Annotated in this window: 24 protein-coding genes; 10 read left to right on the forward strand and 14 right to left on the reverse strand. The window is 67.2% G+C overall.

Translation table 11 applies throughout. The features are described 5' to 3' along the window. Positions 1–557, forward strand: a 557-nt coding sequence (locus C5F48_RS14420) for a GntR family transcriptional regulator (protein ID WP_107664599.1), incomplete at its 5' end; no start/stop codon positions are given. Between the two features lie 93 nt (positions 558–650). Beyond that, positions 651–1,013: a DUF1127 domain-containing protein gene (locus C5F48_RS14425; RefSeq protein WP_107664600.1), complete on the forward strand. Its 363-nt coding sequence runs from the start codon at positions 651–653 to the stop codon at positions 1,011–1,013. Between the two features lie 3 nt (positions 1,014–1,016). Here C5F48_RS14425 and C5F48_RS14430 read toward each other — a convergent pair whose 3' ends face one another. From C5F48_RS14430 to C5F48_RS14490, 13 genes are all read right to left on the reverse strand, one after another. Beyond that, a complete protein-coding gene (locus C5F48_RS14430) occupies positions 1,017–1,826 on the reverse strand; it encodes an inositol monophosphatase family protein (RefSeq protein ID WP_107664601.1) in 810 nt (269 codons plus the stop codon). Further along, the gene (locus tag C5F48_RS14435) at positions 1,819–2,727 is read right to left on the reverse strand and encodes a diacylglycerol/lipid kinase family protein (RefSeq protein ID WP_107664602.1); all 909 of its coding nucleotides are present in this window, start codon (positions 2,725–2,727) and stop codon (positions 1,819–1,821) included. The genes C5F48_RS14430 and C5F48_RS14435 overlap by 8 nt, the downstream gene beginning before the upstream one ends. 124 nt (positions 2,728–2,851) lie before the next feature. After that, positions 2,852–3,628, reverse strand: coding sequence for a succinate dehydrogenase iron-sulfur subunit (locus C5F48_RS14440; RefSeq protein ID WP_107664603.1), 777 nt, complete (start codon positions 3,626–3,628; stop codon positions 2,852–2,854). Between the two features lie 3 nt (positions 3,629–3,631). Next, positions 3,632–3,925, reverse strand: a complete 294-nt coding sequence (locus tag C5F48_RS14445; protein ID WP_107664604.1) for a hypothetical protein — start codon at positions 3,923–3,925, stop codon at positions 3,632–3,634. 1 nt (position 3,926) lies between these two features. Then, positions 3,927–4,241, reverse strand: a complete 315-nt coding sequence (locus C5F48_RS14450) for a hypothetical protein (protein ID WP_107664605.1) — start codon at positions 4,239–4,241, stop codon at positions 3,927–3,929. Continuing rightward, on the reverse strand, positions 4,241–6,043 hold the full coding sequence (gene sdhA, locus C5F48_RS14455; protein WP_107664606.1) for a succinate dehydrogenase flavoprotein subunit: 1,803 nt from the start codon (positions 6,041–6,043) through the stop codon (positions 4,241–4,243). Before sdhA ends, C5F48_RS14450 begins: the two co-directional genes overlap by 1 nt. A gap of 10 nt (positions 6,044–6,053) precedes the next feature. Further along, complete coding sequence (locus C5F48_RS14460; RefSeq protein ID WP_107664607.1) at positions 6,054–6,425, reverse strand: succinate dehydrogenase, hydrophobic membrane anchor protein; 372 nt, start codon at positions 6,423–6,425, stop codon at positions 6,054–6,056. Between the two features lie 11 nt (positions 6,426–6,436). Continuing rightward, positions 6,437–6,817: a succinate dehydrogenase, cytochrome b556 subunit gene (gene sdhC / locus C5F48_RS14465; protein WP_107664608.1), complete on the reverse strand. Its 381-nt coding sequence runs from the start codon at positions 6,815–6,817 to the stop codon at positions 6,437–6,439. 215 nt (positions 6,818–7,032) lie between these two features. Continuing rightward, entirely contained in the window at positions 7,033–8,064 is a 1,032-nt protein-coding gene (locus C5F48_RS14470; RefSeq protein WP_107664609.1) for a MaoC family dehydratase, read from the reverse strand. Beyond that, on the reverse strand, positions 8,065–8,268 hold the full coding sequence (locus tag C5F48_RS14475; protein WP_107664610.1) for a DUF1737 domain-containing protein: 204 nt from the start codon (positions 8,266–8,268) through the stop codon (positions 8,065–8,067). Continuing rightward, positions 8,265–8,819 carry an NnrU family protein gene (locus tag C5F48_RS14480; RefSeq protein WP_107664611.1) on the reverse strand — a complete coding sequence of 185 codons (555 nt, stop codon included), beginning with the start codon at positions 8,817–8,819 and terminating at the stop codon, positions 8,265–8,267. Before C5F48_RS14480 ends, C5F48_RS14475 begins: the two co-directional genes overlap by 4 nt. A 10-nt stretch (positions 8,820–8,829) precedes the next feature. Continuing rightward, positions 8,830–9,687: a (3S)-malyl-CoA thioesterase gene (locus C5F48_RS14485; RefSeq protein WP_107664612.1), complete on the reverse strand. Its 858-nt coding sequence runs from the start codon at positions 9,685–9,687 to the stop codon at positions 8,830–8,832. Between the two features lie 83 nt (positions 9,688–9,770). Beyond that, entirely contained in the window at positions 9,771–10,520 is a 750-nt protein-coding gene (locus tag C5F48_RS14490) for a sulfite exporter TauE/SafE family protein (RefSeq protein ID WP_107664613.1), read from the reverse strand. A gap of 208 nt (positions 10,521–10,728) precedes the next feature. Here C5F48_RS14490 and mdh point away from each other — a divergent pair, with 208 nt between their 5' ends. The 8 genes from mdh to lpdA all read left to right on the forward strand — a co-directional run bounded on the left by mdh (position 10,729) and on the right by lpdA (position 21,441). Further along, positions 10,729–11,691, forward strand: coding sequence for a malate dehydrogenase (gene mdh, locus C5F48_RS14495; protein ID WP_107664614.1), 963 nt, complete (start codon positions 10,729–10,731; stop codon positions 11,689–11,691). 1 nt (position 11,692) lies between these two features. Next, positions 11,693–12,580, forward strand: a complete 888-nt coding sequence (locus tag C5F48_RS14500) for a putative nucleotide-diphospho-sugar transferase (RefSeq protein ID WP_107664615.1) — start codon at positions 11,693–11,695, stop codon at positions 12,578–12,580. 182 nt (positions 12,581–12,762) lie between these two features. Next, complete coding sequence (gene sucC / locus C5F48_RS14505; RefSeq protein WP_107664616.1) at positions 12,763–13,956, forward strand: ADP-forming succinate--CoA ligase subunit beta; 1,194 nt, start codon at positions 12,763–12,765, stop codon at positions 13,954–13,956. Positions 13,957–13,960: 4 nt separating this feature from the next. Beyond that, positions 13,961–14,845, forward strand: coding sequence for a succinate--CoA ligase subunit alpha (sucD, locus tag C5F48_RS14510; protein WP_107664617.1), 885 nt, complete (start codon positions 13,961–13,963; stop codon positions 14,843–14,845). 59 nt (positions 14,846–14,904) lie between these two features. Further along, the gene (locus tag C5F48_RS14515) at positions 14,905–17,868 is read left to right on the forward strand and encodes a 2-oxoglutarate dehydrogenase E1 component (protein ID WP_107664618.1); all 2,964 of its coding nucleotides are present in this window, start codon (positions 14,905–14,907) and stop codon (positions 17,866–17,868) included. Positions 17,869–17,872: 4 nt separating this feature from the next. Beyond that, a complete protein-coding gene (gene odhB / locus C5F48_RS14520; RefSeq protein ID WP_107664619.1) occupies positions 17,873–19,393 on the forward strand; it encodes a 2-oxoglutarate dehydrogenase complex dihydrolipoyllysine-residue succinyltransferase in 1,521 nt (506 codons plus the stop codon). A gap of 151 nt (positions 19,394–19,544) precedes the next feature. Then, entirely contained in the window at positions 19,545–19,940 is a 396-nt protein-coding gene (locus C5F48_RS14525) for an MAPEG family protein (protein ID WP_107664620.1), read from the forward strand. Between the two features lie 112 nt (positions 19,941–20,052). Continuing rightward, positions 20,053–21,441, forward strand: coding sequence for a dihydrolipoyl dehydrogenase (gene lpdA, locus C5F48_RS14530; RefSeq protein WP_107664621.1), 1,389 nt, complete (start codon positions 20,053–20,055; stop codon positions 21,439–21,441). A 117-nt stretch (positions 21,442–21,558) separates the two neighbouring features. Here lpdA and C5F48_RS14535 read toward each other — a convergent pair. Next, on the reverse strand, positions 21,559–21,788 hold a 230-nt coding region (locus C5F48_RS14535), incomplete at its 5' end, for a cobalamin B12-binding domain-containing protein (RefSeq protein ID WP_373454345.1).

Below are 21,788 nucleotides of genomic sequence, written 5' to 3' on the forward strand. Positions count from 1 at the left end.
CGCCGGGGCAGGCGCTGACTTTGCGCGGGCTGGCCAAGAGCTATGGCGTGTCGATGACGCCGGCGCGCGAGGCGGTGCGGCGGCTGGTGGCGGAGGGGGCGTTCTCGCTCTCCTCCTCCGGGCGGGTGGCGACGCCGGAGCTGACGCCGGAGCGGATCGAGGAGCTGGCGGCGATCCGGGCGCTGCTGGAGCCGGAGCTGGCGGCGCGGGCGCTGCCACGGGCGCATTTCGCGCTGATCGACCGGCTGGCGGCGATCAACGGCGCCAATGCCGAGGCGGTCGCGAAGGGCGATGCGGTGGGCTATATCCGCACCAATCTGGAGTTCCATCGCACGCTCTATCTCCGGGCGCAGGCCCCGGCGATGCTGGCGATGGCCGAGACGGTCTGGCTGCAGCTGGGGCCGACGATGCGCGCGCTCTACGGGCGGCTCAGGCGCAACGAGCCGCCGCAGCATCACCGCATCATCCTCGCCGCGCTGCGGGCGGGGGACGAGCCGGGGCTGCGGCTGGCGGTGCGGACCGACGTGACCCAGGGCCTGCGACATCTTGCCGGGTGATGGCCCGGATTTGTTGATCCGGATCATGTCTGTCAGATTCAGCATTCGATATCCCCGGAGCCGAAGCTTTCACATCAGGCCGAGGGAATCGCTATGCTGGAACGGGTGCGCGCCATCTTTGATCAATGGCACAGGCTGCAGGAGGTGCGGCAGATGTCGGACCGGGATCTGGAGGATCTCGGCCTGACCCGCTGGCAGATGGAGCAGTTCGCCCGCATGCCGGAAAACGTCGGCGAGCGGCTGCTGCAGATGGCGCAGGTCTTCGGGCTGGAGCCGAACGAGGTGCAGCATGCCTATTCGGATTACCTGGAGCTGCTCGATGTCTGCGCCCATTGCGGGTCGCTGAAGGCCTGCAAGCGCGCTCTGGCCGATGCCGAGCATCTGGGGCCGGAGGATGTGCATTTCTGCCCGAACGCTCCGACCTATGAGGAGATGGCGCGGCACTCGGCGCATTGAGCCCTACTGGCCGAGATGCTCCAGCAGCAGCGCCGGCTCGGAATGGCCGAGGATCAGCGGCTGCTTCCAGCGGGCGAGCTGCGCTGGCGCGCCGAAGCCGGTGAACTCGGCCCAGTCCTCGGCGCGGGTGAAGACCCGCGCTCCGGCGATCTGGGCCAGGGCGATGCCGCCCGCCACGTCCCAGATGTTCGGGGTGTTGAAGCGGGCGGCTTCCAGCAGGCCCGCCGCCACGAAGGCGCATTCGATGGCGGCGGAGCCGGTCTTGCGCGTCTCCCACAGGCCCCAGCCCTGCACGGGCTGCGGCATGCCCACCAGACGACGGCGCACCAGCGGGTTGCGCCGCGGCTCCACCGCGACATTCTCGAACATCAGCCTGCCGCCCTGCCGCCCGTGGTAGACGCCGGGGCGCAGGGCGTGGCTGGCGGCGCACCAGAGCGCGCCGACCACCGGCACGCCCTTGTGCAGCACGCCGATCGAGGCGGAGAACAGCGGGAAGCCGTTGACGAAATTGGCGGTGCCGTCCACCGGGTCGATGGCCCAGACGAAGTCGCTGTCCTGCGGCAGCTCCTCGTCCATTTCCTCGCCTATGATGCCATGGGTCGGGAAGATCTCGGCCAGACGGGCGCGGATCAGCTTTTCCACGCGGTCGTCCACCTCTGAGACCGGGTCGCGGTAGGGCTGGTCGGGGTCGAGCTCTTCCTTGTAGCGCACGTCGAGAATTCGGCCCAGAGCCAGGGTGATCTCGGCGCCGGCGACATTCGCCAGTTCCACCGCGATGCGTTCGATCTCTGCCAGATCCTGTTGGTCAGCCATGATGTCCTCCGCTGTCGCGCGGCACGAGGATGTCGAAGGTCCGCGACCGCGCGGTGATGGTAATGGGCGAGGGGTCGGCGGGCGGCGCCTGCAGCTTGTCGTCGATGCGCAGCGGCAGCGCGCCGTCCCAGTCGAAGCGCACCCGGCGCGCGCGCAGCACGAGACCGGGCGGGCGGCGTTTCATGTCGGACTTGAGCCAGGCCTGCATCGGCTTGCGATGCGCCTCGGTCAGGGCCAGCACGTCGAGCATGCCGTCGCCGAGATCGACCTTGGGCAGCAGCGGCAGGCGGGGGCCGGCGTGGCCGTGGTTCAGCACCTCCACCGCCAGCCAGGCGTCGCAATGCGCGGTGCCGTCGAGGATCAGGCGCAACTCGCGCGGCTCCGTCGTGTCGAGCGCCTCGGAGAAGGCGCGGCGGCCGTTGGCCATGTTTTCCTCCTTGGTGCCCACCGGCTCCAGCGCCATGGTCGAGGCGAGCGCGCCGAGACCCACGGCTTCCACCACATCGCAGCGGCCGAAGGGGCCGGCGGTGCAGCCGATGTCGAAGGGCCGCACGGCGGCGTCGCGCAGGTTGGCCATCAGCGCCTCGGGGTCGCCGATGATCCCGAGCGAGGTGGCGGTGTTGTTGGCGGTGCCGAGCGGGATGATCGCCACCGGGGCCGAACGGTCGGGCAGGCGGCGCAGCATCTTGCCGACGCTGCCGTCGCCGCCCGCCAGAACATAGAGATCGGCGGGCAGGGCCAGAACCTCGGCCACGTCGGGGGCCTTGGTCGAGGTGGCGGTGACGGTGAAGCCCTGCGCCTGCAGCAGACATTCCAGCGCGTTGCGCTGGTGATCGCCTCCGCCCGCGCCGGGGTTGTGCAGCAGGGTGGCAAGACCGCCGCGGCGGGGCAGGATGGTCATTCGGGCCGTCTCCTCGATCCGGGCTGAAGCGCCGGGGCTGGAGGCTAACGGCTGGATGCGGCAGGTGTTCCGCAACGAAAAAGGCGCGCCACTGGGGCGCGCCCTTGCCGGGGGTCGGGTAGGGTCAGATGACCCGTTCGACCATCATCTTCTTGATCTCGGCAATCGCCTTCGCCGGGTTCAGACCCTTCGGGCAGGTCTTGGCGCAGTTCATGATCGTGTGGCAGCGGTAGAGCTTGAAGGGGTCTTCCAGCGCATCCAGCCGCTCCGGCGTCGCCTCGTCGCGGCTGTCGATGATCCAGCGGTAGGCATGGAGCAGGGCGGCCGGGCCGAGGTAGCGGTCGCCGTTCCACCAGTAGCTCGGGCAGGAGGTGGAGCAGCAGGCGCACATCACGCATTCGTAGAGACCGTCGAGCTTTTCGCGGTCCTCGATCGCCTGACGCCATTCCTTCGCCGGTTTCACCGTCTTGGTTTCCAGCCACGGCATGATAGAGGCATGCTGGGCGTAGAACAGGGTGAGGTCGGGGATGAGATCCTTGATCACCGGCAGGTGCGGCAGCGGATAGATCTTCACGTCGCCCTTCACCTCGTCCAGCCCGTAGATGCAGGCCAGCGTGTTGATGCCGTCGATGTTCATGGCGCAGGAGCCGCAGATGCCCTCGCGGCAGGAGCGGCGGAAGGTCAGCGTCGGGTCGATCTCGTTCTTGATCTTGATGAGCGCGTCGAGAACCATCGGGCCGCACTTGTCCATGTCGACGAAATAGGTGTCGACGCGCGGGTTCTCGTCGTCATCCGGGCTCCAGCGGTAGATCTGGAACTTGCGGACATTGACGCCGTCGGGCTTCGGCCAGGTCTTGCCGGTGCGGACCTTGGAGTTCTTCGGGAGCGTGAGCTGGACCATGGGTTATCCCTTCAAGTCTGTTCGGGAGTAGAACGGCTGCGTGGGCGGCTGGCCGGTCTTCTGGAAGACGCAGGAGTCGAAGACCGCAGAGGGGTCGCGACCCATGAGGAAGTCGGAGGAGACGTTCAGCCTCAGCCGGGCCGAGGCGCCGCCGTCGCTGCTGGCCCCGACGCCGACCTCGCCGCGCGGCTGCTGGGCAAGCCGCGCCCGCTCGAAGCACTGGCGTTCGGCCTGCTGCTGGGTGACCGGGCCGCAGGCGGCCAGAAGCAGCAGCAGGGCGGGGGCGACCAGCCGCATGTCAGCCCCGCAGCAGCGGCAGGCCGCTGTTCAGGATGCATTGCGTCGTGGCCGGGCGCTGCGCGACGGCCAGCACGGTCTGCACCGTGGTGGTCCCGGCGCGCACGCCCACATCGCGCGCCAGCGACGAGAGTTCGCCGGCGCTCGCGTTGTCGATGATGCAGACGGTGACGCCTTCGGCGGCGGGACCGGGCATGTATTGCTGCACGACCGGCAGCACCACGGTGCGCGCGGCCCGGCGCGCCACGTCATCGGCAAACTCCTGCGGCGTGCAGGCGGTGAGCGTCAGCGCAGCGATCAGGACCGCGGCGCGCATCAGTAGACCCGCGCCTTCGGCGCGATCTTCTTCAGGTCGATCCCGCCCTCGGCATGGGTGGTCAGCGGGTCGAGGTGCACCGGGCGGTTGCCCAGCGTGACCTTGGTGTCGTCGACCCAGGCGAGGCTGTGCACGCGCCAGTTCTCGTCGTCGCGGTTCGGGTAGTCCTCGTGCGCGTGGGCGCCGCGGCTTTCCTTGCGGGCTTCGGCGGCGACGATGGTCGTCAGCGCGTTCGGCATCAGGTTTCCGAGCTCCAGCGTTTCCATCAGGTCCGAGTTCCAGATGAGGCTGCGGTCGGTCACTTTCAAGTCGGCCATCTTGCCGGCGATGGCGGTCATCTTCTCGACGCCTTCGGCCAGCGTCTTGTCGGTGCGGAAGACGGCGGCGTCGGCCTGCATGGTCTTCTGCATCTCGAGCCGCAGCTCCGGCGTCGGGATCGCGCCGTTGGCGTGGCGCATGGCGTCGAAGCGGCCGAGGATCTGGTCGATCTGGCCCTTCGGCACCGCCGGCTGGAATTCGTTCGGGCTGACGATCTCGCCAGCGCGGATCGCCGCGGCGCGGCCGAAGACCACGAGGTCGATCAGCGAGTTGGAGCCGAGGCGGTTCGCGCCATGCACCGAGGCGCAGCCGGCCTCGCCCACGGCCATCAGGCCGGGGAAGACCGCATCGGGGTTGCCGGGCGTCGGGTTCAGCACCTCGCCGAAGTAGTTCGTCGGGATGCCGCCCATGTTGTAATGCACCGTCGGCAGAACCGGGATCGGCTCCTTGTGCAGGTCGACGCCGGCGAAGATGCGGGCCGATTCCGAGATGCCGGGCAGGCGCAGCGCCAGCGTTTCCGGCGGCAGGTGGTTCAGGTGCAGGTGGATGTGGTCGCCATGCTCGCCCACGCCACGGCCTTCGCGGATCTCCATGGTCATGCAGCGCGAGACGACGTCGCGGCTGGCCAGATCCTTGTAGGTCGGGGCGTAGCGTTCCATGAAGCGCTCGCCGTTGGAGTTGGTGAGATACCCACCCTCGCCGCGCGCGCCCTCGGTGATCAGGCAGCCCGAGCCGTAGATGCCGGTCGGGTGGAACTGCACGAACTCCATGTCCTGCAGCGGCAGGCCGGCGCGGGCCACCATGCCGTTGCCGTCGCCGGTGCAGGTATGGGCCGAGGTCGCCGAGAAATAGGCGCGGCCGTAGCCGCCGGTGGCGAGCACGGTCATCTTGGCGTTGAAGACGTGGATCGTGCCGTCGTCGAGCTTCCAGGCCACGACGCCGGTGCAGCGCCCGTCCTGCATGATCAGGTCGAGGGCGAAGTACTCGATGAAGAACTCGGCGTTGTGCTTGAGGCTCTGGCCGTAGAGCGTGTGCAGGATGGCGTGGCCGGTGCGGTCGGCGGCGGCGCAGGTGCGCTGCACGGGCGGGCCTTCGCCGAATTCGGTGGTGTGGCCGCCGAAGGGCCGCTGGTAGATCTTGCCCTGTTCGGTGCGCGAGAAGGGCACGCCGTAATGTTCGAGCTCGTAGACCGCCTTGGGCGCCTCGCGGGCGAGGTATTCCATGGCGTCGGTGTCGCCGAGCCAGTCGGAGCCCTTCACCGTGTCATACATGTGCCACTGCCAGCTGTCCGGGCCCATGTTGGACAGCGAAGCGGCGATGCCGCCCTGCGCCGCGACGGTGTGGCTGCGGGTCGGGAAGACCTTGGTCACGCAGGCGGTGCGCAGACCCTGTTCGGCCATGCCCAGCGTCGCGCGCAGACCGGCGCCGCCGGCTCCGACCACGACCACGTCATAGTCATGGGTCTCGTATTCGTAAGCTGCCATTGTCCGTCCCTCAGAGTGCGATCTTCGCGAGGGCGAAAAGCCCGATCGCGCAGAGGCCATAGGCGAAAGATTGTGCGCAGATCACCAGCAGGCGGCGGGTGACGCCCTGCCAGTAATCCTCGATCATCACGGTGGAGCCCTCGGCGAAGTGGCGCATGCCGAAGAACAGCACGAGGCCCGAGAGGATCGCGTTGAACGGGTGCGAGAAGATCTCGAGCACGGCGTCACGGCCCTGACCGACGGCGGTGCCGAAGATGTAGATGAAGACGGGGATCAGCACGGCGAGGCCGACGGCGCTGACCATCATGTACCAGTGCCGGTCGGTGCCGTGATGGGCGGCGCCCATGCCTTCGGCGCGTTTGCGGGCGGTGATGTAACGCATGGCGCTTCCCCTCAGATGACGATGATCGTGAGGATGGTCAGCACGACCGATCCGATGATGCAGGCCCAGCCGAGCTTTTCGGCGGTCTCGATCTCCAGCCCGTTGCCGGTGTCCCAGTAGAGGTGACGCAGGCCGGCGAGGTAGTGGTACCAGAGCGCCCAGACCGAGAGGGTCAGCACCAGATCGCCGAACCACGAGGTCAGCACCCAGTCGGCGGTCTCGAAGGCCTCGGGGCTGAGCGCCGCGGCCAGCAGCCACCAGACGACCAGCATCGTGCCGATGATCAGCCCGTTGCCGGTGATCCGTGTAAGGATCGAGGTCGTCGAGGTGAGCTGGGGGCGGTAAATCTGAATATGGGGGGAAAGGGGCCGTGCCCGTTTCGTCTCAGCCATGATCGTTCCCTTTCGCTAGCGTGCCCGCGGATCGACCGGCGGACGGCTGTCTTGCCTGCGTCATAACGTGTTTTTCGCCCAAGTCACGGGGTGCTTCCCGTGCATATGCGGCAAAAGCCGGGGAGCGCCACAAAAAATTCGGAAACGTGATCACAATATTTCCGCCTGTGATCACATGTTTGCGCAAGCAGCTTGGCCTGCGCCGGGTCGGGGACTCAGCGGGGCATCAACGCCCAATAGTCGAGGTCGAGCAGCACGTCGGGGCGGTACTTGCCATCTTCGGTCCGGAGCGCGAAGGGCTCGGCGCCGTGCCGCACCGCGACCAGACGCAGCCGGATCGCGCCGACGCCGGGGGCCGGTGTCTCGGCCTTGTCGAGCACCTCGGACCAGGCGCGGACCGTGTCGCCGGCGAAGCAGGGGTTGGCATGGGCGCCCGCGTTCAGCGCGACGATCATCTGCGCATTCGCCAGCCCGTTGAAGCTGAGCGCCCGGGCGAGGCTGATGACATGGCCGCCGTAGATCAGCCGCTTGCCGTCGGCGCGGTTGGTGGCGTCGAAATGCACCTTGGCGGTGTTCTGCCAGAGCCGGGTCGCCAGCATGTGCTCGGCTTCCTCGATGGTGACGCCATCGACATGGTCGATCTGCTCGCCCACGGCATAGTCGCCCCAGCGGTGCGGCTCGCCCGCCAGAGCGAAGTCGTAGCGGCTGAAGTCGAGCCCCGCCGGGATCGGGAGCGTGTCGGGCGCGACGGTCTGGGCCAGCGTCGGGAGCACGGGCTCGGGCGCCGGGGCGTCGAGCCGGGATTTGCGCACCATGACCCAGCGGACATAGTCCAGCACCAGTTCATCGCGCTGGTTCAGCCCGCGGGTGCGGACATAGACCACGCCGGAGGTGCCGTTGGAGTTCTCCTTCAGCCCGATCACCGTGCTTTCGGAGCGCAGCGTGTCGCCGGGCCAGACCGGCAGGTGCCAGCGGCCCTCGGCATAGCCGAGGTTGGCGACGGCGTTCAGGCTGATGTCGGGGACGGTCTTGCCGAAGACCAGATGGAAGGCCGCCAGATCGTCGATCGGCGCGGCAGGCAGGCCGCAGGCGCGGGCGAATTCGTCGGAGGAGGAAAGCGCGTGCCGGGCCGGGTAGAGCGCGTGGTAGAGCGCGCGCTCGCCGCCGGAGACGGTGCGCGGGACGGCGTGGGCGATGGTTTCACCCAGCCTGTAGTCTTCAAAGAACCGTCCCGCGCCTGTCTTCATTCAGTGGTCTCCGAGTTTGGTGTCCGGCGTGTAGGTGCCTGCCGCGTCCTTCACCACCGCCTGACCGCAGCGCATGACACCCTTGGCGGCGTCATAGGCGTAGGTCGGGTCGCCATGCAGGTGCCAGCCCTTGTTCAGCGCGGCAGTGACCTTGTGGCAGAAGGCGGAGGTGTCGTCTTCGGTCAGGAAGCGGTAGAGTTTCATGCGGTGGTTCCGAGGAAGGGGTTGTGGCCAAGCAGGATGTGAATGCCTGCGATCAACCCATACATCACCAGCGAAATGGCGACGAGGGCGCCATCCCGCTTTATCCCGCCCGAGGCGGGCCGCACCCATGTGTCCTGCCGGTTGATCAGCGCCACCTCGACCAGAGCCCAGATGCCGAGCCCGCCGAAGAGGATCAGCGAGGCGAGATCGCCGTTCACCAGCAGGTGCGCGATGGCCCAGAGGGTGAAACCGTAGAGCTGCGGGTGGCGGATCTTGGTCCAGAGCCAGCCCTTGGCCATGCCCGCGCCAAAGACGATCAGCGCGATCACCATCAGCAGGTTGTTGAAATGCCAGAAGCCGGGGCCGGTGGCATAGAGCACCGGGCTTTCCCAGCCGCGGTAGCCGATGACCATCAGCACGACGGAGACGACCAGCAGGATGGCCGCGACGCCCTTGAACTTCTCGCCCAGCGGGCGGCGCGCTTCGGGGGCGACGCGTTTGAACAGGTGGACGGCGACCCAGAGGGCGACACCGAGGATCAACAGCAACATGGCTAGCCTCTCAGCTTGCGGAAAACGCGGCAATCGCCTCGGCTTTGGCCAGAGTCTGCCGCGCGGTCACGATATGCAGGTTCTCGACGATCTTTCCATCCACGACCGCCACGCCAAGCCCTTGTTTTTCCGCCTCCTCGAATGCGGCTATCTGGCGCAGCGCCAGCGAGATCTCGGACTCGGAGGGCGAGAAGGCGGCATTCGCGATCTCGAGCTGGGCCGGGTGGATCAGGGTCTTGCCGTCGAAGCCCATGTCGCGGCCCTGTTCGCATTCGAGCCGCAGGCCGTGGTCATCCTTGAAGGCGTTGTAGACGCCATCGACGATGGTCAGCCCATGCGCCCGCGCCGCCAAGAGGCAGAGCCCGAGCCCGGCCTGCATCGCCAGCCGGTCGGGGCGGAAGCGGGCGCCCAGTTCCTTGGCCAGATCGTTGGTGCCCATCACCATGCCGGTGAGCCGCGGATGCGCGGCGATGGCGGCGGCGTTCAGCATGGCGAGCGGCGTTTCCATCATCGCCCAGAGCGGCAGGTCGGGGATCTGCGCCGCCACCGCCTCGACATCGGCGGGGGAGGAGACCTTGGGGATCAGGATCGCATCCGCCTTGGCGACCGCGAAGGCGGCGATGTCGGCGGCGCCCCAGGGGCTGTCGAGCCCGTTCAGCCGGACGATGCGGAAGCGGTGGCCGTAGTCGGCACTGGCCAGCGTCTCGGCCAGAAGGCTGCGGGCGTGGTCCTTCTCGTCCGGCGAGACGGCATCCTCGAGGTCGAAGATGATGGCGTCGGTCGGCAGGCCGCGGGCCTTCTCCAGCGCCCGCTCCTTGGAGCCGGGGATGTAGAGCACCGAACGGAAGGGGTGGGCAGCCTGCGCCATGATTCTCTCCCAAGCAATTTTCTTTCGCTTGGAACCACATTCGCGGCACATTCGGCAAGCCCCGATTTGCCGCAGCGCAGAAACTAGGTCCAGAGCGGGACCGCCGCCTGCCAGATCAGCCGAAGCGAGATCGCCAGCAGCGCCCAGACCACGATGCGGAAGAAGAGCTTCGCCGGCAGCACATGCACCAGCCGCACCCCGGCGAAGACCGCCAGCGCCGCTGGCACGCTGAGCCAGGCGGCGATTTCGAGGTTCTCCAGCGTCAGCTGGCCGAGCGCGTAATAGGGGATCAGCTTGATCGCGTTCACATAGGCGAAGAGGATCGTCGAGGTGCCGGCGAAGACCATCTTCTCCAGCCGCAGCGGCAGCACGTAGACCTGATAGGGCGGCGCGCCGGCATGGCTGACGAAGCTGGTGAAGCCTGTGAGCGTGCCCCAGAACAGCCCCGGGACCACGGTCGCCGGGCGTTGCGGCGGATCGGTGCGGCGCAGCAGCAGGTTGGCGGCGAAGACCGCGCCGATCAGCCCGACCAGCCCGCCGACCAGCGTCTCGGGCACCACATGGGCGGTGGCCCAGCCGAGCGCCACGCCGATGGCGCAGCCGGGGATGAGGATCAGCAGCACCCGCTTGTCGAAGGCGTGGCGATAGGCATAGAGCCCGAACATGTCGGAGACGACGTAGATCGGCAGCAGGAGACCCGCCGCCGTGACCGGCGAGATCACCAGCGACAGGAGCGGCACGCTGAGGATGCCGACGACCGGCAGCCCGCCCTTGCTCAGCCCGACCAGCAGCGAGGCGAGGATCGCCAGCGCCCAGAACTCAACCCCTGCCATTCCAGCCTTCCCGAATCATCTACCCGCCCTCCGGTATGCAATCGGATACCGCTGCGGCGGCCGCCTGCCGGCGCGGGGTCGGCTTTAGCGCAAACATCCTCCGGGAAACAGGTCCGGCGCGCGTCGTCGGCTTGTGACGCTTGCGCGGCAGGCTGCGAAGGTCTACCCATCCCGCGACATTTCCCAACCAATCACCCGGAGTATCCTCATGGCCAGACCCAAGATTGCGCTGATCGGTGCAGGGCAGATCGGCGGCACGCTCGCCCATCTCGCCGCGATCAAGGAACTCGGCGACGTCATCCTGTTCGACATCGCCGAAGGCACGCCGCAGGGCAAGGCGCTGGACATCGCCCAGTCGGGCCCGTCCGAAGGCTTCGACGCGGTGATGAAGGGCGCCAATTCCTACGAGGAGATCGCGGGCGCCGATGTCTGCATCGTCACCGCCGGGGTGCCGCGCAAGCCGGGCATGAGCCGCGACGACCTTCTGGGGATCAACCTCAAGGTCATGAAATCGGTTGGCGAGGGCATCGCCGCCCATGCGCCGAACGCCTTCGTGATCTGCATCACCAACCCGCTCGACGCGATGGTCTGGGCGCTGCGCGAATTCTCCGGCCTGCCGCACCACATGGTCGTCGGCATGGCGGGCGTGCTCGACTCGGCGCGCTTCCGGCACTTCCTGTCGGTGGAATTCAACGTCTCGATGCGCGACGTGACGGCCTTCGTGCTGGGCGGCCATGGCGACACGATGGTGCCGCTGGTGCGCTACTCCACCGTCGGCGGCGTGCCGCTGCCGGATCTGGTCGAGATGGGCTGGACCACGCAGGAGAAGCTGGACGGCATCGTGCAGCGCACCCGTGACGGCGGCGCCGAGATCGTCGGCCTGCTGAAGACCGGCTCGGCCTTCTATGCGCCCGCGACCTCGGCCATCGAGATGGCGGAAGCCTTCCTCAAGGACCAGAAGCGCCTGCTGCCCTGCGCCGCCTATGTCGATGGCGCGCTGGGGCTGAACGGGATGTATGTCGGAGTGCCGACCATCATCGGCGCCGGCGGGATCGAGCGGATCGTCGACATCAAGCTGAACGCCGACGAGCAGGCGATGTTCGACAAGTCGGTCGACGCGGTGAAGGGCCTCGTGGCAGCCTGCAAGGGCATTGATCCGTCGCTTGCCTGAGATGGCCGACCGGGGGTTCGTCTACGCCGCAACGGGACGCGACTACCTGACGCTGGCGCGGCGCTCCGCACGGGCGCTGCGCCGGGTCCATCCCGAGGCCGAGATCGACCTCTTCTGCGATGAAGCCTTGGAGGATCCGGTGTTCAACCGGGTCCACCGACTGGAGCGGGTCTCGCGCCGCCCCAAGATGGAGGCGCTGCTGCGCAGCCGCTTCGAGCACACGCTCTACATGGATGCCGACACGATGGTGGTGGCGCCGGTGGGGGACATCTTCGACCTGCTCGACCGGTTCGACATCGCCCTGACTGCCGAACAGCGCCGCAACGACGCCCGCAACGTGGCGCAACTGCCCGAAGCGCCGGTGCCGGTGGCCTTTCCAGTGATGAACGGCGGGCTGATCGCGCTGCGCCGCAATCCGCGCACCACGCGCTTCCTCACCGACTGGCAGACATGGGTGCACGAGCGGCAGCAGAAGTTCGACCAGCCTTCGCTGCGCGCGCTGCTCTACCGCTCGGACCTGCGGATGCATGTGCTGCCGCCCGAATACAACGTGATGTTCTTCGGGCCCTTCATGCGGCTCGGGCGCTCCTTCTCGGCGCCGCGCATCCTGCATCAGCCGCTGTTGCACCAGAACCCGGTGGGCGATCCGACGACCCCGCTGGGGGTCGGCGACATGCTGAACAAGCCGCAGATCGCCCAGTTGAACCAGCTGCTCTGCACCGACCAGACGCTGCCCTATTACCGTGCGCTGCTGGAGGCCGGCGGGGCGTCGGAACTGACCAGCGTGCTGCCCGACTGGCTGCAGCCGACCCCGGAGGCGGGGCGAAACCTGAAGCTGCCGAGCCGCTGGCGGGTGCGGCTGCGCGACTGGCTGTACCGCCCGATCTGACGGCCGAGTCGCGGCGGATTTCCTTGCGTTTCAACAGGCCGCGCGCTTGTGATCACAGTTTTCAGGCGTGTGATCACAAATGTCGGATTTCTCGGCCAAAAGGCGCCTGAGACGAAAAAGCCGTTTTGAACCTGCCTGTTTCCATGCCATTACGCCCCAAATCATCAGCGATGGGACAGTCCATGAACATCCATGAATACCAGGCCAAGGCGCTTCTGCGCAGCTACGGCGCGCCGGTGTCTGACGGCCGGGTCGTGCTGAAAGCCGAAGAAGCGAAAACCGCCGCGGGCGAACTCGACGGCCCGCTCTGGGTCGTGAAGGCGCAGATCCACGCGGGCGGCCGCGGCAAGGGCAGCTTCAAGGAGCCCGAAGCCGGCGAGAAGGGCGGCGTGCGTCTGGCCAAGTCGGTCGGCGAGGCGGCCGAGCTGGCCAAGCAGATGCTGGGTCGCACGCTGGTCACCCACCAGACCGGCCCGGCCGGCAAGCAGGTGAACCGCATCTACATCGAGGACGGCTCGGACATCGCGCGCGAACTCTACCTCGCGCTGCTGGTGGACCGCCAGACCAGCCGCATCTCCTTCGTCGTCTCGACCGAAGGCGGCATGGACATCGAGGAAGTCGCGGCCCACACGCCCGACAAGATCCTCAGCTTCTCCGTCGATCCGGCCTCGGGCCTGTCCGATTTCCACGGCCGCCGCGTCGCCTTCGCCCTCGGGCTGGAAGGCGGGCAGGTCAAGCAATGCGTCGGGCTGATCAAGCTGCTCTACAAGGCCTTCCTCGAGAAGGACATGGAGATGCTGGAGATCAACCCGCTGATCGTCACCCCTGCGGGCGAGATCAAGGTGCTGGACGCCAAGGTGTCGTTCGACGGCAACGCGCTCTACCGCCATCAGGACATCATCGCGCTGCGCGACGAGACCGAGGAAGACCCCAAGGAGCTCGCCGCCTCGAAGTTCGACCTGAACTACATCGCGCTCGACGGCGAGATCGGCTGCATGGTGAATGGCGCGGGCCTCGCGATGGCCACGATGGACATCATCAAGCTCTACGGCGCCGAGCCCGCGAACTTCCTCGACGTGGGCGGCGGGGCGACGAAGGAGAAGGTGACGGAAGCCTTCAAGATCATCACCTCGGACCCGAACGTTAAGGGCATCCTCGTCAACATCTTCGGCGGGATCATGCGCTGCGACGTCATCGCCGAAGGCGTTCTCGCCGCGGTGCGCGAGGTCGGTCTGCAGGTGCCGCTGGTCGTGCGTCTGGAAGGCACCAACGTGGAGCTGGGCAAGGAAATCATCCGCAACTCCGGTCTGAACGTCATCGTCGGGGACAACCTCTCGGATGCCGCGCAGAAAATTGTCAAAGCGGTGAAGGGATAATCCGATGGCCGTCCTCGTAAACGAAAACACTCTCGTCATCTGCCAGGGCATCACCGGCAGCCAGGGCACCTTCCACTCGGAGCAGGCCATCGCCTACGGGACCAAGATGGTCGGCGGCGTGACCCCGGGCAAGGGTGGCTCGACCCATCTCGACCTGCCCGTGTTCAACTCGGTGCACGAGGCGCGCCATGTGACCGGGGCCAATGCCTCGGTGATCTATGTGCCGCCGCCCTTCGCCGCCGACTCGATACTCGAGGCGATCGACGCCGAGATGGAGCTGATCGTCTGCATCACCGAAGGCATCCCGGTCTTGGACATGATGCGGGTGAAGCGCGCGCTCGAAGGCTCGAAGTCGCGGCTGATCGGGCCGAACTGCCCCGGCGTCATCACGCCCGACGCCTGCAAGATCGGCATCATGCCGGGCCATATCCACAAGCGCGGCTCGGTGGGTGTTGTTTCGCGCTCGGGCACGCTTACCTATGAGGCCGTGAAACAGACGACGGATCTCGGGCTCGGCCAGTCTTCGGCCGTGGGTATTGGCGGCGACCCGATCAAGGGGACCGAGCATATCGACGTGCTCGAGATGTTCCTCGCCGATCCGGAAACCACCTCGATCATCATGATCGGCGAGATCGGCGGCTCGGCCGAAGAGGAAGCCGCGCAGTTCCTGGCCGACGAGAAGAAGCGCGGCCGCTGGAAGCCGACCGCAGGCTTCATCGCGGGCCGCACCGCGCCGAAGGGCCGTCGCATGGGCCATGCCGGGGCCATCGTGGCCGGTGGCAAGGGCGATGCGGAATCGAAGATCGAGGCGATGAAGAGCGCCGGGATCGTCGTGGCCGACAGCCCGGCCCATCTCGGCCAGGCCGTGATGGAAGCCATCGGCAAGTAACTCAATCCTAACCCGCGCCACGGAAGGTGGCGCGGGCTCGCAACCAGTCAGGTGCCGCCATGACGGAACACTCCGCCAACGACCAGTTCCACGCTTCGTCCTTCCTGCAGGGACATAACGCCGATTACATCGACCAGCTGCAGGCGCGCTATGCCGCCGACCCGGCCTCGGTCGATGCGGGCTGGGCGGAGCTGTTCCGCAGCCTCGGCGACAGCGAGCTGGACGCCAAGCGTCAGGCGCAGGGCCCGAGCTGGGCGCGCGCCGACTGGCCGCCGATGCCCACCGACGACGTGACGGCGGCGATGACCGGCGAATGGCCGGCGGCGCCGGCCAAGGAGGCCAAGGCGGCGGGGACGAAGATCGCCGCCAAGGCGCAGGAGAAGGGCGTCAGCCTGACCGATGCGCAGGTGCAGCGCGCCGTGCTGGATTCGATCCGCGCGCTGATGATCATCCGTGCCTACCGGATCCGCGGCCATCTGGCCGCCGATCTCGACCCGCTGAAGATGCGCAACACCTCGAACCACCCGGAGCTCGACCCCAAGTCCTACGGGTTCACCGATGCCGACATGGATCGGCCGATCTTCATCGATAATGTGCTCGGTCTGCAGGTCGCGTCCATGCGACAGATTATCGACATCGTGAAGCGCACCTATTGCGGCACCTTCGCGCTGCAGTACATGCACATCTCGGACCCCGAGCAGGCCGCCTGGCTGAAGGAGCGGATCGAGGGCTTCGGCAAGGAGATCCACTTCACCCGCGAGGGCCGTCGCGCCATCCTCAACAAGATGGTCGAGGCCGAGGGCTACGAGAAATTCCTGCATGTGAAATACATGGGGACCAAGCGCTTCGGTCTGGACGGCGGCGAGAGCCTGATCCCGGCGATGGAGCAGATCATCAAGCGCGGTGGCGCGCTGGGCGTGAAGGACATCGTCATCGGCATGCCGCACCGCGGCCGCCTGTCGGTGCTGGCCAATGTGATGATGAAGCCCTACCGGGCGATCTTCAACGAATTCCAGGGCGGCAGCTACAAGCCCGATGACGTCGACGGCTCCGGCGACGTGAAATACCACCTCGGCGCCTCGTCCGACCGCACCTTCGACGGTAACGAGGTCCACCTGTCGCTGACCGCCAACCCCTCGCACCTCGAGGCGGTGAACCCGGTCGTGCTGGGCAAGGTGCGGGCCAAGCAGGAGCAGCTGCGCGACAAGTCGCGCGAGCAGGTGCTGCCGATCCTGCTGCACGGCGACGCGGCCTTTGCCGGGCAGGGCGTCGTGGCCGAATGCTTCGGCCTCTCGGGTCTCGTCGGTCACCGCACCGGCGGCACCATCCATATCGTGGTGAACAACCAGATCGGCTTCACCACCTCGCCGTCCTTCTCGCGCTCCTCCCCCTATCCGACCGACATCGCGCTGATGGTGGAAGCGCCGATCTTCCACGTCAACGGCGACGACCCGGAAGCCGTGGTGCATGCCGCCAAGGTCGCGACCGAATTCCGCCAGAAGTTCCACAAGGACGTGGTGCTGGACATCTTCTGCTACCGTCGCTTCGGTCACAACGAAGGCGACGAGCCGATGTTCACCAACCCGGCGATGTACACCTCGATCAAGAAGCACAAGACGACGCTGCAGCTCTATACCGAGCGGCTGGTGAAGGATGGGCTGATCCCCGAGGGCGAGATCGAGGACATGAAGGCGGCCTTCCAGGCCCGGCTGAACGAGGAGTTCGAGGCCGGCAAGGATTACAAGCCGAACAAGGCCGACTGGCTCGACGGCCGCTGGAAGCATCTCGACCGCAACAAGGACGAGTATCAGGCCGGCCAGACCGCCATCGCGCCCGAAACCATGGCCGAGATCGGCAAGGCGCTGACCCGCGCCCCGGAAGGCTTCGACCTGCACAAGACCGTGCAGCGCCAGCTCGATGCCAAGGCCAAGATGTTCGAGACCGGCAAGGGCTTCGACTGGGCCACCGGCGAGGCGCTGGCCTTCGGCGGCATGGTCTCGGAGGGCTACCCGGTGCGGCTTTCGGGCCAGGACTGCACCCGCGGCACCTTCAGCCAGCGGCACTCGGCCTTCATCGACCAGTCGACCGAGGAACGCTATTACCCGCTGAACAACATCCGTTCCGGCCAGGCGCGCTACGAGGTCATCGACTCGATGCTCTCGGAATATGCGGTGCTCGGCTTTGAATACGGCTATTCGCTGGCCGAGCCCAACGCACTGGTGCTCTGGGAAGCGCAGTTCGGCGATTTCGCCAACGGCGCGCAGATCATGTTCGACCAGTTCATCAACTCGGGCGAGTCGAAGTGGCTGCGGATGTCGGGTCTCGTGGTGCTGCTGCCGCATGGCTACGAAGGCCAGGGGCCGGAGCATTCCTCCGCCCGTCTGGAACGCTTCCTGCAGATGTCGGCCAATGACAACTGGATCGTGGCGAACTGCTCGACCCCGGCGAACTACTTCCACATCCTGCGCCGGCAGATCCACCGCAACTTCCGCAAGCCGCTGATCCTGATGACGCCAAAGTCGCTGCTGCGGCATCCGCTGTGCATCTCGAACGCCGAGGATTTCACCTCGGGGTCGAGCTTCCACAGGGTGCTGTGGGACGACGCGCAGAAGGGCCATTCCGAGACCGTGCTGAAGCCCGACGCCGAGATCCGGCGCGTGGTGATCTGCTCGGGCAAGGTCTACTACGACCTGCTGGCCGAGCGCGACAAGCGTGGGCTGGACGATGTCTATCTGCTGCGTCTGGAGCAGTTCTATCCCTTCCCGGCGCTGAGCCTGGTGAAGGAGCTGGGCCGCTTCAAGGACGCCGAGGTGGTCTGGTGCCAGGAAGAGCCGAAGAACCAGGGCGGCTGGACCTTCGTCGAGCCGAACCTCGAATGGGTGCTGACCCGGATCGGGGCCCGGCACCAGCGCCCGGTCTACGTCGGCCGCGCCGCCTCCGCCTCGCCCGCCACGGGTCTTGCCAGCCGCCACAAGGCGGAGCAGGACACGCTGGTGGCTGACGCCCTGACGATCGGGGGCTGAGGGCATGGCAACGGAAGTCCGGGTTCCCTCGCTGGGCGAAAGCGTCTCCGAGGCGACGGTCGCCACCTGGTTCAAGAAACCGGGTGACATCGTCGCCGTGGATGACATGCTCTGCGAGCTGGAAACCGACAAGGTGACGGTCGAGGTCCATGCCCCCGTGGCGGGGCGGCTCGATGAAATCGTGGCGCCGGAGGGAACGACCGTCGGCGTCGCTGCCCTTCTGGGGCAAATTGGTGCGGCGGATGCCTCTGCGGCAGGCCCGTCGGACAAGGTGCAGAAAGTCGCTGAGGCCAAGGCCGGCGCGGGAGAGAGAAAGATGATCGACGTGATGGTGCCAGCGCTGGGAGAATCGGTGTCCGAGGCCACCGTATCGACCTGGTTCAAGAAGCCGGGCGAGACCGTGGCGCAGGACGAGATGCTGTGCGAGCTGGAGACCGACAAGGTCTCGGTCGAGGTTCCGGCCCCCGCCGCGGGCGTGCTGGCCGAGATCCTCGTGCCCGAGGGCACCACGGTCGCCGCCGGCGCGCGTCTGGCGCTGATCTCCACCGATGGCGCGGCCGCCGCTCCGGCGCCTGCCGCCAAGGCCGAACCGGCGCCCGAGGCCGCTCCGGCAGCGGCTGCGTCGAAGGACGTCGAGGATGCGCCCGCCGCCAAGAAGGCGATGGCCGAGGCCGGGATCAGCCGCGATGCCGTCACCGGCACCGGCCGCGACGGCCGGGTGATGAAGGAAGACGTGGCCAAGGCGGTCTCCGCCCCGGCAGCGGCTCCGGCCCCGGCGGCTGCGCCCGCGTCGATGCCGCGCCAGCCGGTGCCCGCCGATGACGCGGGGCGCGAGGAGCGGGTGAAGATGACCCGCCTGCGCCAGACCATCGCCCGCCGCCTGAAGGAGGCGCAGAACACTGCCGCCATGCTGACCACCTACAACGAGGTGGATATGTCGGCGGTCATGGGGCTGCGCAACGAATACAAGGACATGTTCGAGAAGAAGCATGGCGTGAAGCTCGGCTTCATGTCCTTCTTCGTGAAGGCCTGCACCCATGCGCTGAAGGAAGTGCCCGAGGTGAACGCCGAGATCGACGGCACCGACGTGGTCTACAAGAACTACGTCCACATGGGCGTCGCCGTCGGCACGCCCTCGGGGCTCGTGGTGCCGGTGGTGCGCGACGCCGACCAGATGAGCTTCTCGGCCATCGAGAAGAAGATCGGCGAGCTCGGCCTGCGCGCCCGCGACGGAAAGCTCAGCATGGCCGAGATGCAGGGCGGCAGCTTCACCATCTCGAACGGCGGAGTCTACGGTTCCTTGATGTCCTCGCCGATCCTGAACCCGCCGCAGTCGGGCATCCTCGGCATGCACAAGATCCAGGACCGTCCGGTGGTGGTCGGCGGACAGATCGTCATCCGGCCGATGATGTATCTGGCGCTGAGCTACGATCACCGCATCGTCGACGGCAAGGGCGCCGTGACCTTCCTCGTCCGGGTGAAGGAAGCGCTGGAAGACCCGCGGCGTCTGTTGATGGATCTGTGACCCGGGTGGGGTGGAACCCCACCCTACGGCGGATCGGTGGGATGGAACCCCACCCTGCGAGACGATGAACTGCGACGTGGGGTGGGGAGACCTCCACCCACGTGACCGGAGGGCGCGGCGGCGCGCCCTTCTCCCGCTCCGGAGCCTGCGCATGACGCCCGAACTCACCGCCCTCGCCCTCGCCGGACTGCTGCAGGCCGCGACCTTCCTGCCCTTCTCGGTGCTGGCGAACATGGAGCTCGGGGCGAATTACACCACCAGCCCGCGCGACAAGCCGCCGGATGCGCCGCTGTCGACCCTGACGGGGCGGCTGCAGCGCACCATGAACAACACCTGGGAAGCGCTGATCCTGTTCACGCTGGCGGTCGTGGTGGTCACGCTCGGCGGGCAGTCGAGCGGCGTCACCGCCGCCTGCGGCTGGATCTTCCTCGCTGCCCGCCTGCTCTACATTCCGGCCTATGCCTTCGGCTGGCGCCCCTGGCGCTCGGTGATCTGGATGGTCGGCTTCACTGCAACCGTGGCGATGATCCTCGCCGCACTGATCTGAGTCCTGCGCCCTCACCTTGCCCAAATATCCTCGGGGGGCACGGGGGGCAGACAGCCCCCCGCCGCCCCGCCAGAGACCGGCAGGATCGTGGCGCGACAACCGGAGAACAAGAATGGCAAGTTTCGATGTGATCGTGATCGGCGCCGGGCCCGGCGGCTATGTCTGCGCCATCCGCTGCGCCCAGCTCGGTCTGAAGACCGCCGTGGTCGAGGCGCGCGAGACGCTGGGGGGCACCTGTCTCAACGTCGGGTGCATCCCCTCGAAGGCGCTGCTGAACGCCACGCATCACCTGCACGAGGTGCATGAGAATTTCGAGAAGATGGGCCTGATGGGCGCCGCGCCGACGGTCGATTGGGCCAAGATGCAGGCCTACAAGCAGGATGTGGTGAACGGCAACACCAAGGGGATCGAGTTCCTGTTCAAGAAGAACAAGATCACCTGGCTGAAGGGCTTCGGCTCGATCCCCGAGGCGGGGAAGGTGAAGGTCGGTGACGAGGTCCACGAGGCGAAGTCGATCGTCATCGCCACCGGCTCCGAGCCGGCCTCGCTGCCCGGCGTGACGGTGGACGAGAAGACGGTCGTCACCTCGACCGGCGCGCTGGCGCTGGAGGCGATCCCCGAGACCATGGTGGTGATCGGAGCCGGGGTGATCGGGCTGGAGATGGGCTCGGTCTATGCCCGGCTCGGCGCCAAGGTGACGGTGGTCGAATATCTCGACGCGATCCTGCCGGGGATGGATGGCGAGGTGGTGAAGAGCTTCCACAAGATTCTCGCGAAGCAGGGGCTGAGCTTCGTGATGGGCGCCGCGGTCGAGGCGGTGACGGTCGAGGGTGGCAAGGCCAAGGTCGGCTACAAGCTGAAGAAGGATGGCAAGGCCGCGACCATCGAGGCCGATGCGGTGCTGGTGGCGACCGGGCGCCGGCCCTTCACCGAGGGGCTGGGGTTGGAGGCGCTGGGCGTCGAGATGCTGCCGCGCGGCATGGTGAAGATCGACGGGCATTTCCAGACCACGGTTCCGGGGGTCTATGCCATCGGCGACTGCGTGCCGGGGCCGATGCTGGCGCACAAGGCCGAGGACGAGGGTATGGCGGTGGCCGAGGTGCTGGCCGGCAAGCATGGCCATGTGAACTACGGCGTCATCCCGGGCGTGGTCTATACCACGCCGGAAGTGGCAAGCGTCGGCGTGACCGAGGAGATGCTGAAGGAGCAGGGCCGGGCCTACAAGGTCGGCAAGTTCCCCTTCATGGGCAATGCCCGCGCCAAGGCGGTGTTCCAGGCCGAGGGCTTCGTGAAGCTTCTGGCCGACAAGGAGACCGACCGCATCCTCGGCTGCCACATCATCGGGCCGGGGGCGGGCGATCTGATCCACGAGGTCTGCGTGGCGATGGAATTCGGCGCCTCGGCGCAGGATCTGGCGCTGACCTGCCATGCGCATCCGACCTATTCCGAGGCGGTGCGCGAGGCGGCGCTGGCCTGCGGCGACGGCGCGATCCACGCCTGAACCAGGCGGAGGCGTCCGGTCAGGCGACCGGCCGCCGCTGCTCTTGCCTCGCAGCCCGCCGCGGGCGGGCTGCTCAGGCGCGCTCCGCGCGGGAGTATTTCTGCCAAGAAGAAGCCGTCAGGCGGCGGCGACCTCCGGGTCGACCAGGCCGACGATGTCGAGCATGATGCGGTTCAGCTCGAAATCCTTGGGCGTGTAGACCGCCGCGACGCCGAGGGCGCGCAGGCGGGCGGCGTCCTCCTCGGGGATGATGCCGCCGATCACCAGCGGCGCCTCGATCCCCTCGCGGCGCATCCGCTCCAGCACTTCGGCCACCAGCGACATATGCGACGCCCGAGAGGATCGAC

Origin of the sequence: Cereibacter changlensis JA139 (genome assembly GCF_003034985.1) — a bacterium.
GTDB lineage: Bacteria > Pseudomonadota > Alphaproteobacteria > Rhodobacterales > Rhodobacteraceae > Cereibacter > Cereibacter changlensis.

Bases quoted from the DNA above. Each gene is read 5' to 3' on its own strand.
- C5F48_RS14480 (WP_107664611.1), bottom strand. From the start codon at position 8,819: ATGTTGCTGTTGATCCTCGGTGTCGCCCTCTGGGTCGCCGTCCACCTG.
- sdhC (WP_107664608.1), bottom strand. From the start codon at position 6,817: ATGGCTGAGACGAAACGGGCACGGCCCCTTTCCCCCCATATTCAGATT.
- C5F48_RS14430 (WP_107664601.1), bottom strand. From the start codon at position 1,826: ATGGCTGACCAACAGGATCTGGCAGAGATCGAACGCATCGCGGTGGAA.
- C5F48_RS14525 (WP_107664620.1), top strand. From the start codon at position 19,545: ATGACGCCCGAACTCACCGCCCTCGCCCTCGCCGGACTGCTGCAGGCC.
- C5F48_RS14500 (WP_107664615.1), top strand. From the start codon at position 11,693: ATGGCCGACCGGGGGTTCGTCTACGCCGCAACGGGACGCGACTACCTG.
- odhB (WP_107664619.1), top strand. From the start codon at position 17,873: ATGGCAACGGAAGTCCGGGTTCCCTCGCTGGGCGAAAGCGTCTCCGAG.
- C5F48_RS14450 (WP_107664605.1), bottom strand. From the start codon at position 4,241: ATGCGCGCCGCGGTCCTGATCGCTGCGCTGACGCTCACCGCCTGCACG.
- C5F48_RS14490 (WP_107664613.1), bottom strand. From the start codon at position 10,520: ATGGCAGGGGTTGAGTTCTGGGCGCTGGCGATCCTCGCCTCGCTGCTG.
- C5F48_RS14485 (WP_107664612.1), bottom strand. From the start codon at position 9,687: ATGGCGCAGGCTGCCCACCCCTTCCGTTCGGTGCTCTACATCCCCGGC.
- C5F48_RS14475 (WP_107664610.1), bottom strand. From the start codon at position 8,268: ATGAAACTCTACCGCTTCCTGACCGAAGACGACACCTCCGCCTTCTGC.
- lpdA (WP_107664621.1), top strand. From the start codon at position 20,053: ATGGCAAGTTTCGATGTGATCGTGATCGGCGCCGGGCCCGGCGGCTAT.
- C5F48_RS14515 (WP_107664618.1), top strand. From the start codon at position 14,905: ATGACGGAACACTCCGCCAACGACCAGTTCCACGCTTCGTCCTTCCTG.
- sdhA (WP_107664606.1), bottom strand. From the start codon at position 6,043: ATGGCAGCTTACGAATACGAGACCCATGACTATGACGTGGTCGTGGTC.
- C5F48_RS14435 (WP_107664602.1), bottom strand. From the start codon at position 2,727: ATGACCATCCTGCCCCGCCGCGGCGGTCTTGCCACCCTGCTGCACAAC.
- sucC (WP_107664616.1), top strand. From the start codon at position 12,763: ATGAACATCCATGAATACCAGGCCAAGGCGCTTCTGCGCAGCTACGGC.
- C5F48_RS14445 (WP_107664604.1), bottom strand. From the start codon at position 3,925: ATGCGGCTGGTCGCCCCCGCCCTGCTGCTGCTTCTGGCCGCCTGCGGC.
- C5F48_RS14425 (WP_107664600.1), top strand. From the start codon at position 651: ATGCTGGAACGGGTGCGCGCCATCTTTGATCAATGGCACAGGCTGCAG.
- C5F48_RS14470 (WP_107664609.1), bottom strand. From the start codon at position 8,064: ATGAAGACAGGCGCGGGACGGTTCTTTGAAGACTACAGGCTGGGTGAA.
- mdh (WP_107664614.1), top strand. From the start codon at position 10,729: ATGGCCAGACCCAAGATTGCGCTGATCGGTGCAGGGCAGATCGGCGGC.
- C5F48_RS14460 (WP_107664607.1), bottom strand. From the start codon at position 6,425: ATGCGTTACATCACCGCCCGCAAACGCGCCGAAGGCATGGGCGCCGCC.
- C5F48_RS14440 (WP_107664603.1), bottom strand. From the start codon at position 3,628: ATGGTCCAGCTCACGCTCCCGAAGAACTCCAAGGTCCGCACCGGCAAG.
- sucD (WP_107664617.1), top strand. From the start codon at position 13,961: ATGGCCGTCCTCGTAAACGAAAACACTCTCGTCATCTGCCAGGGCATC.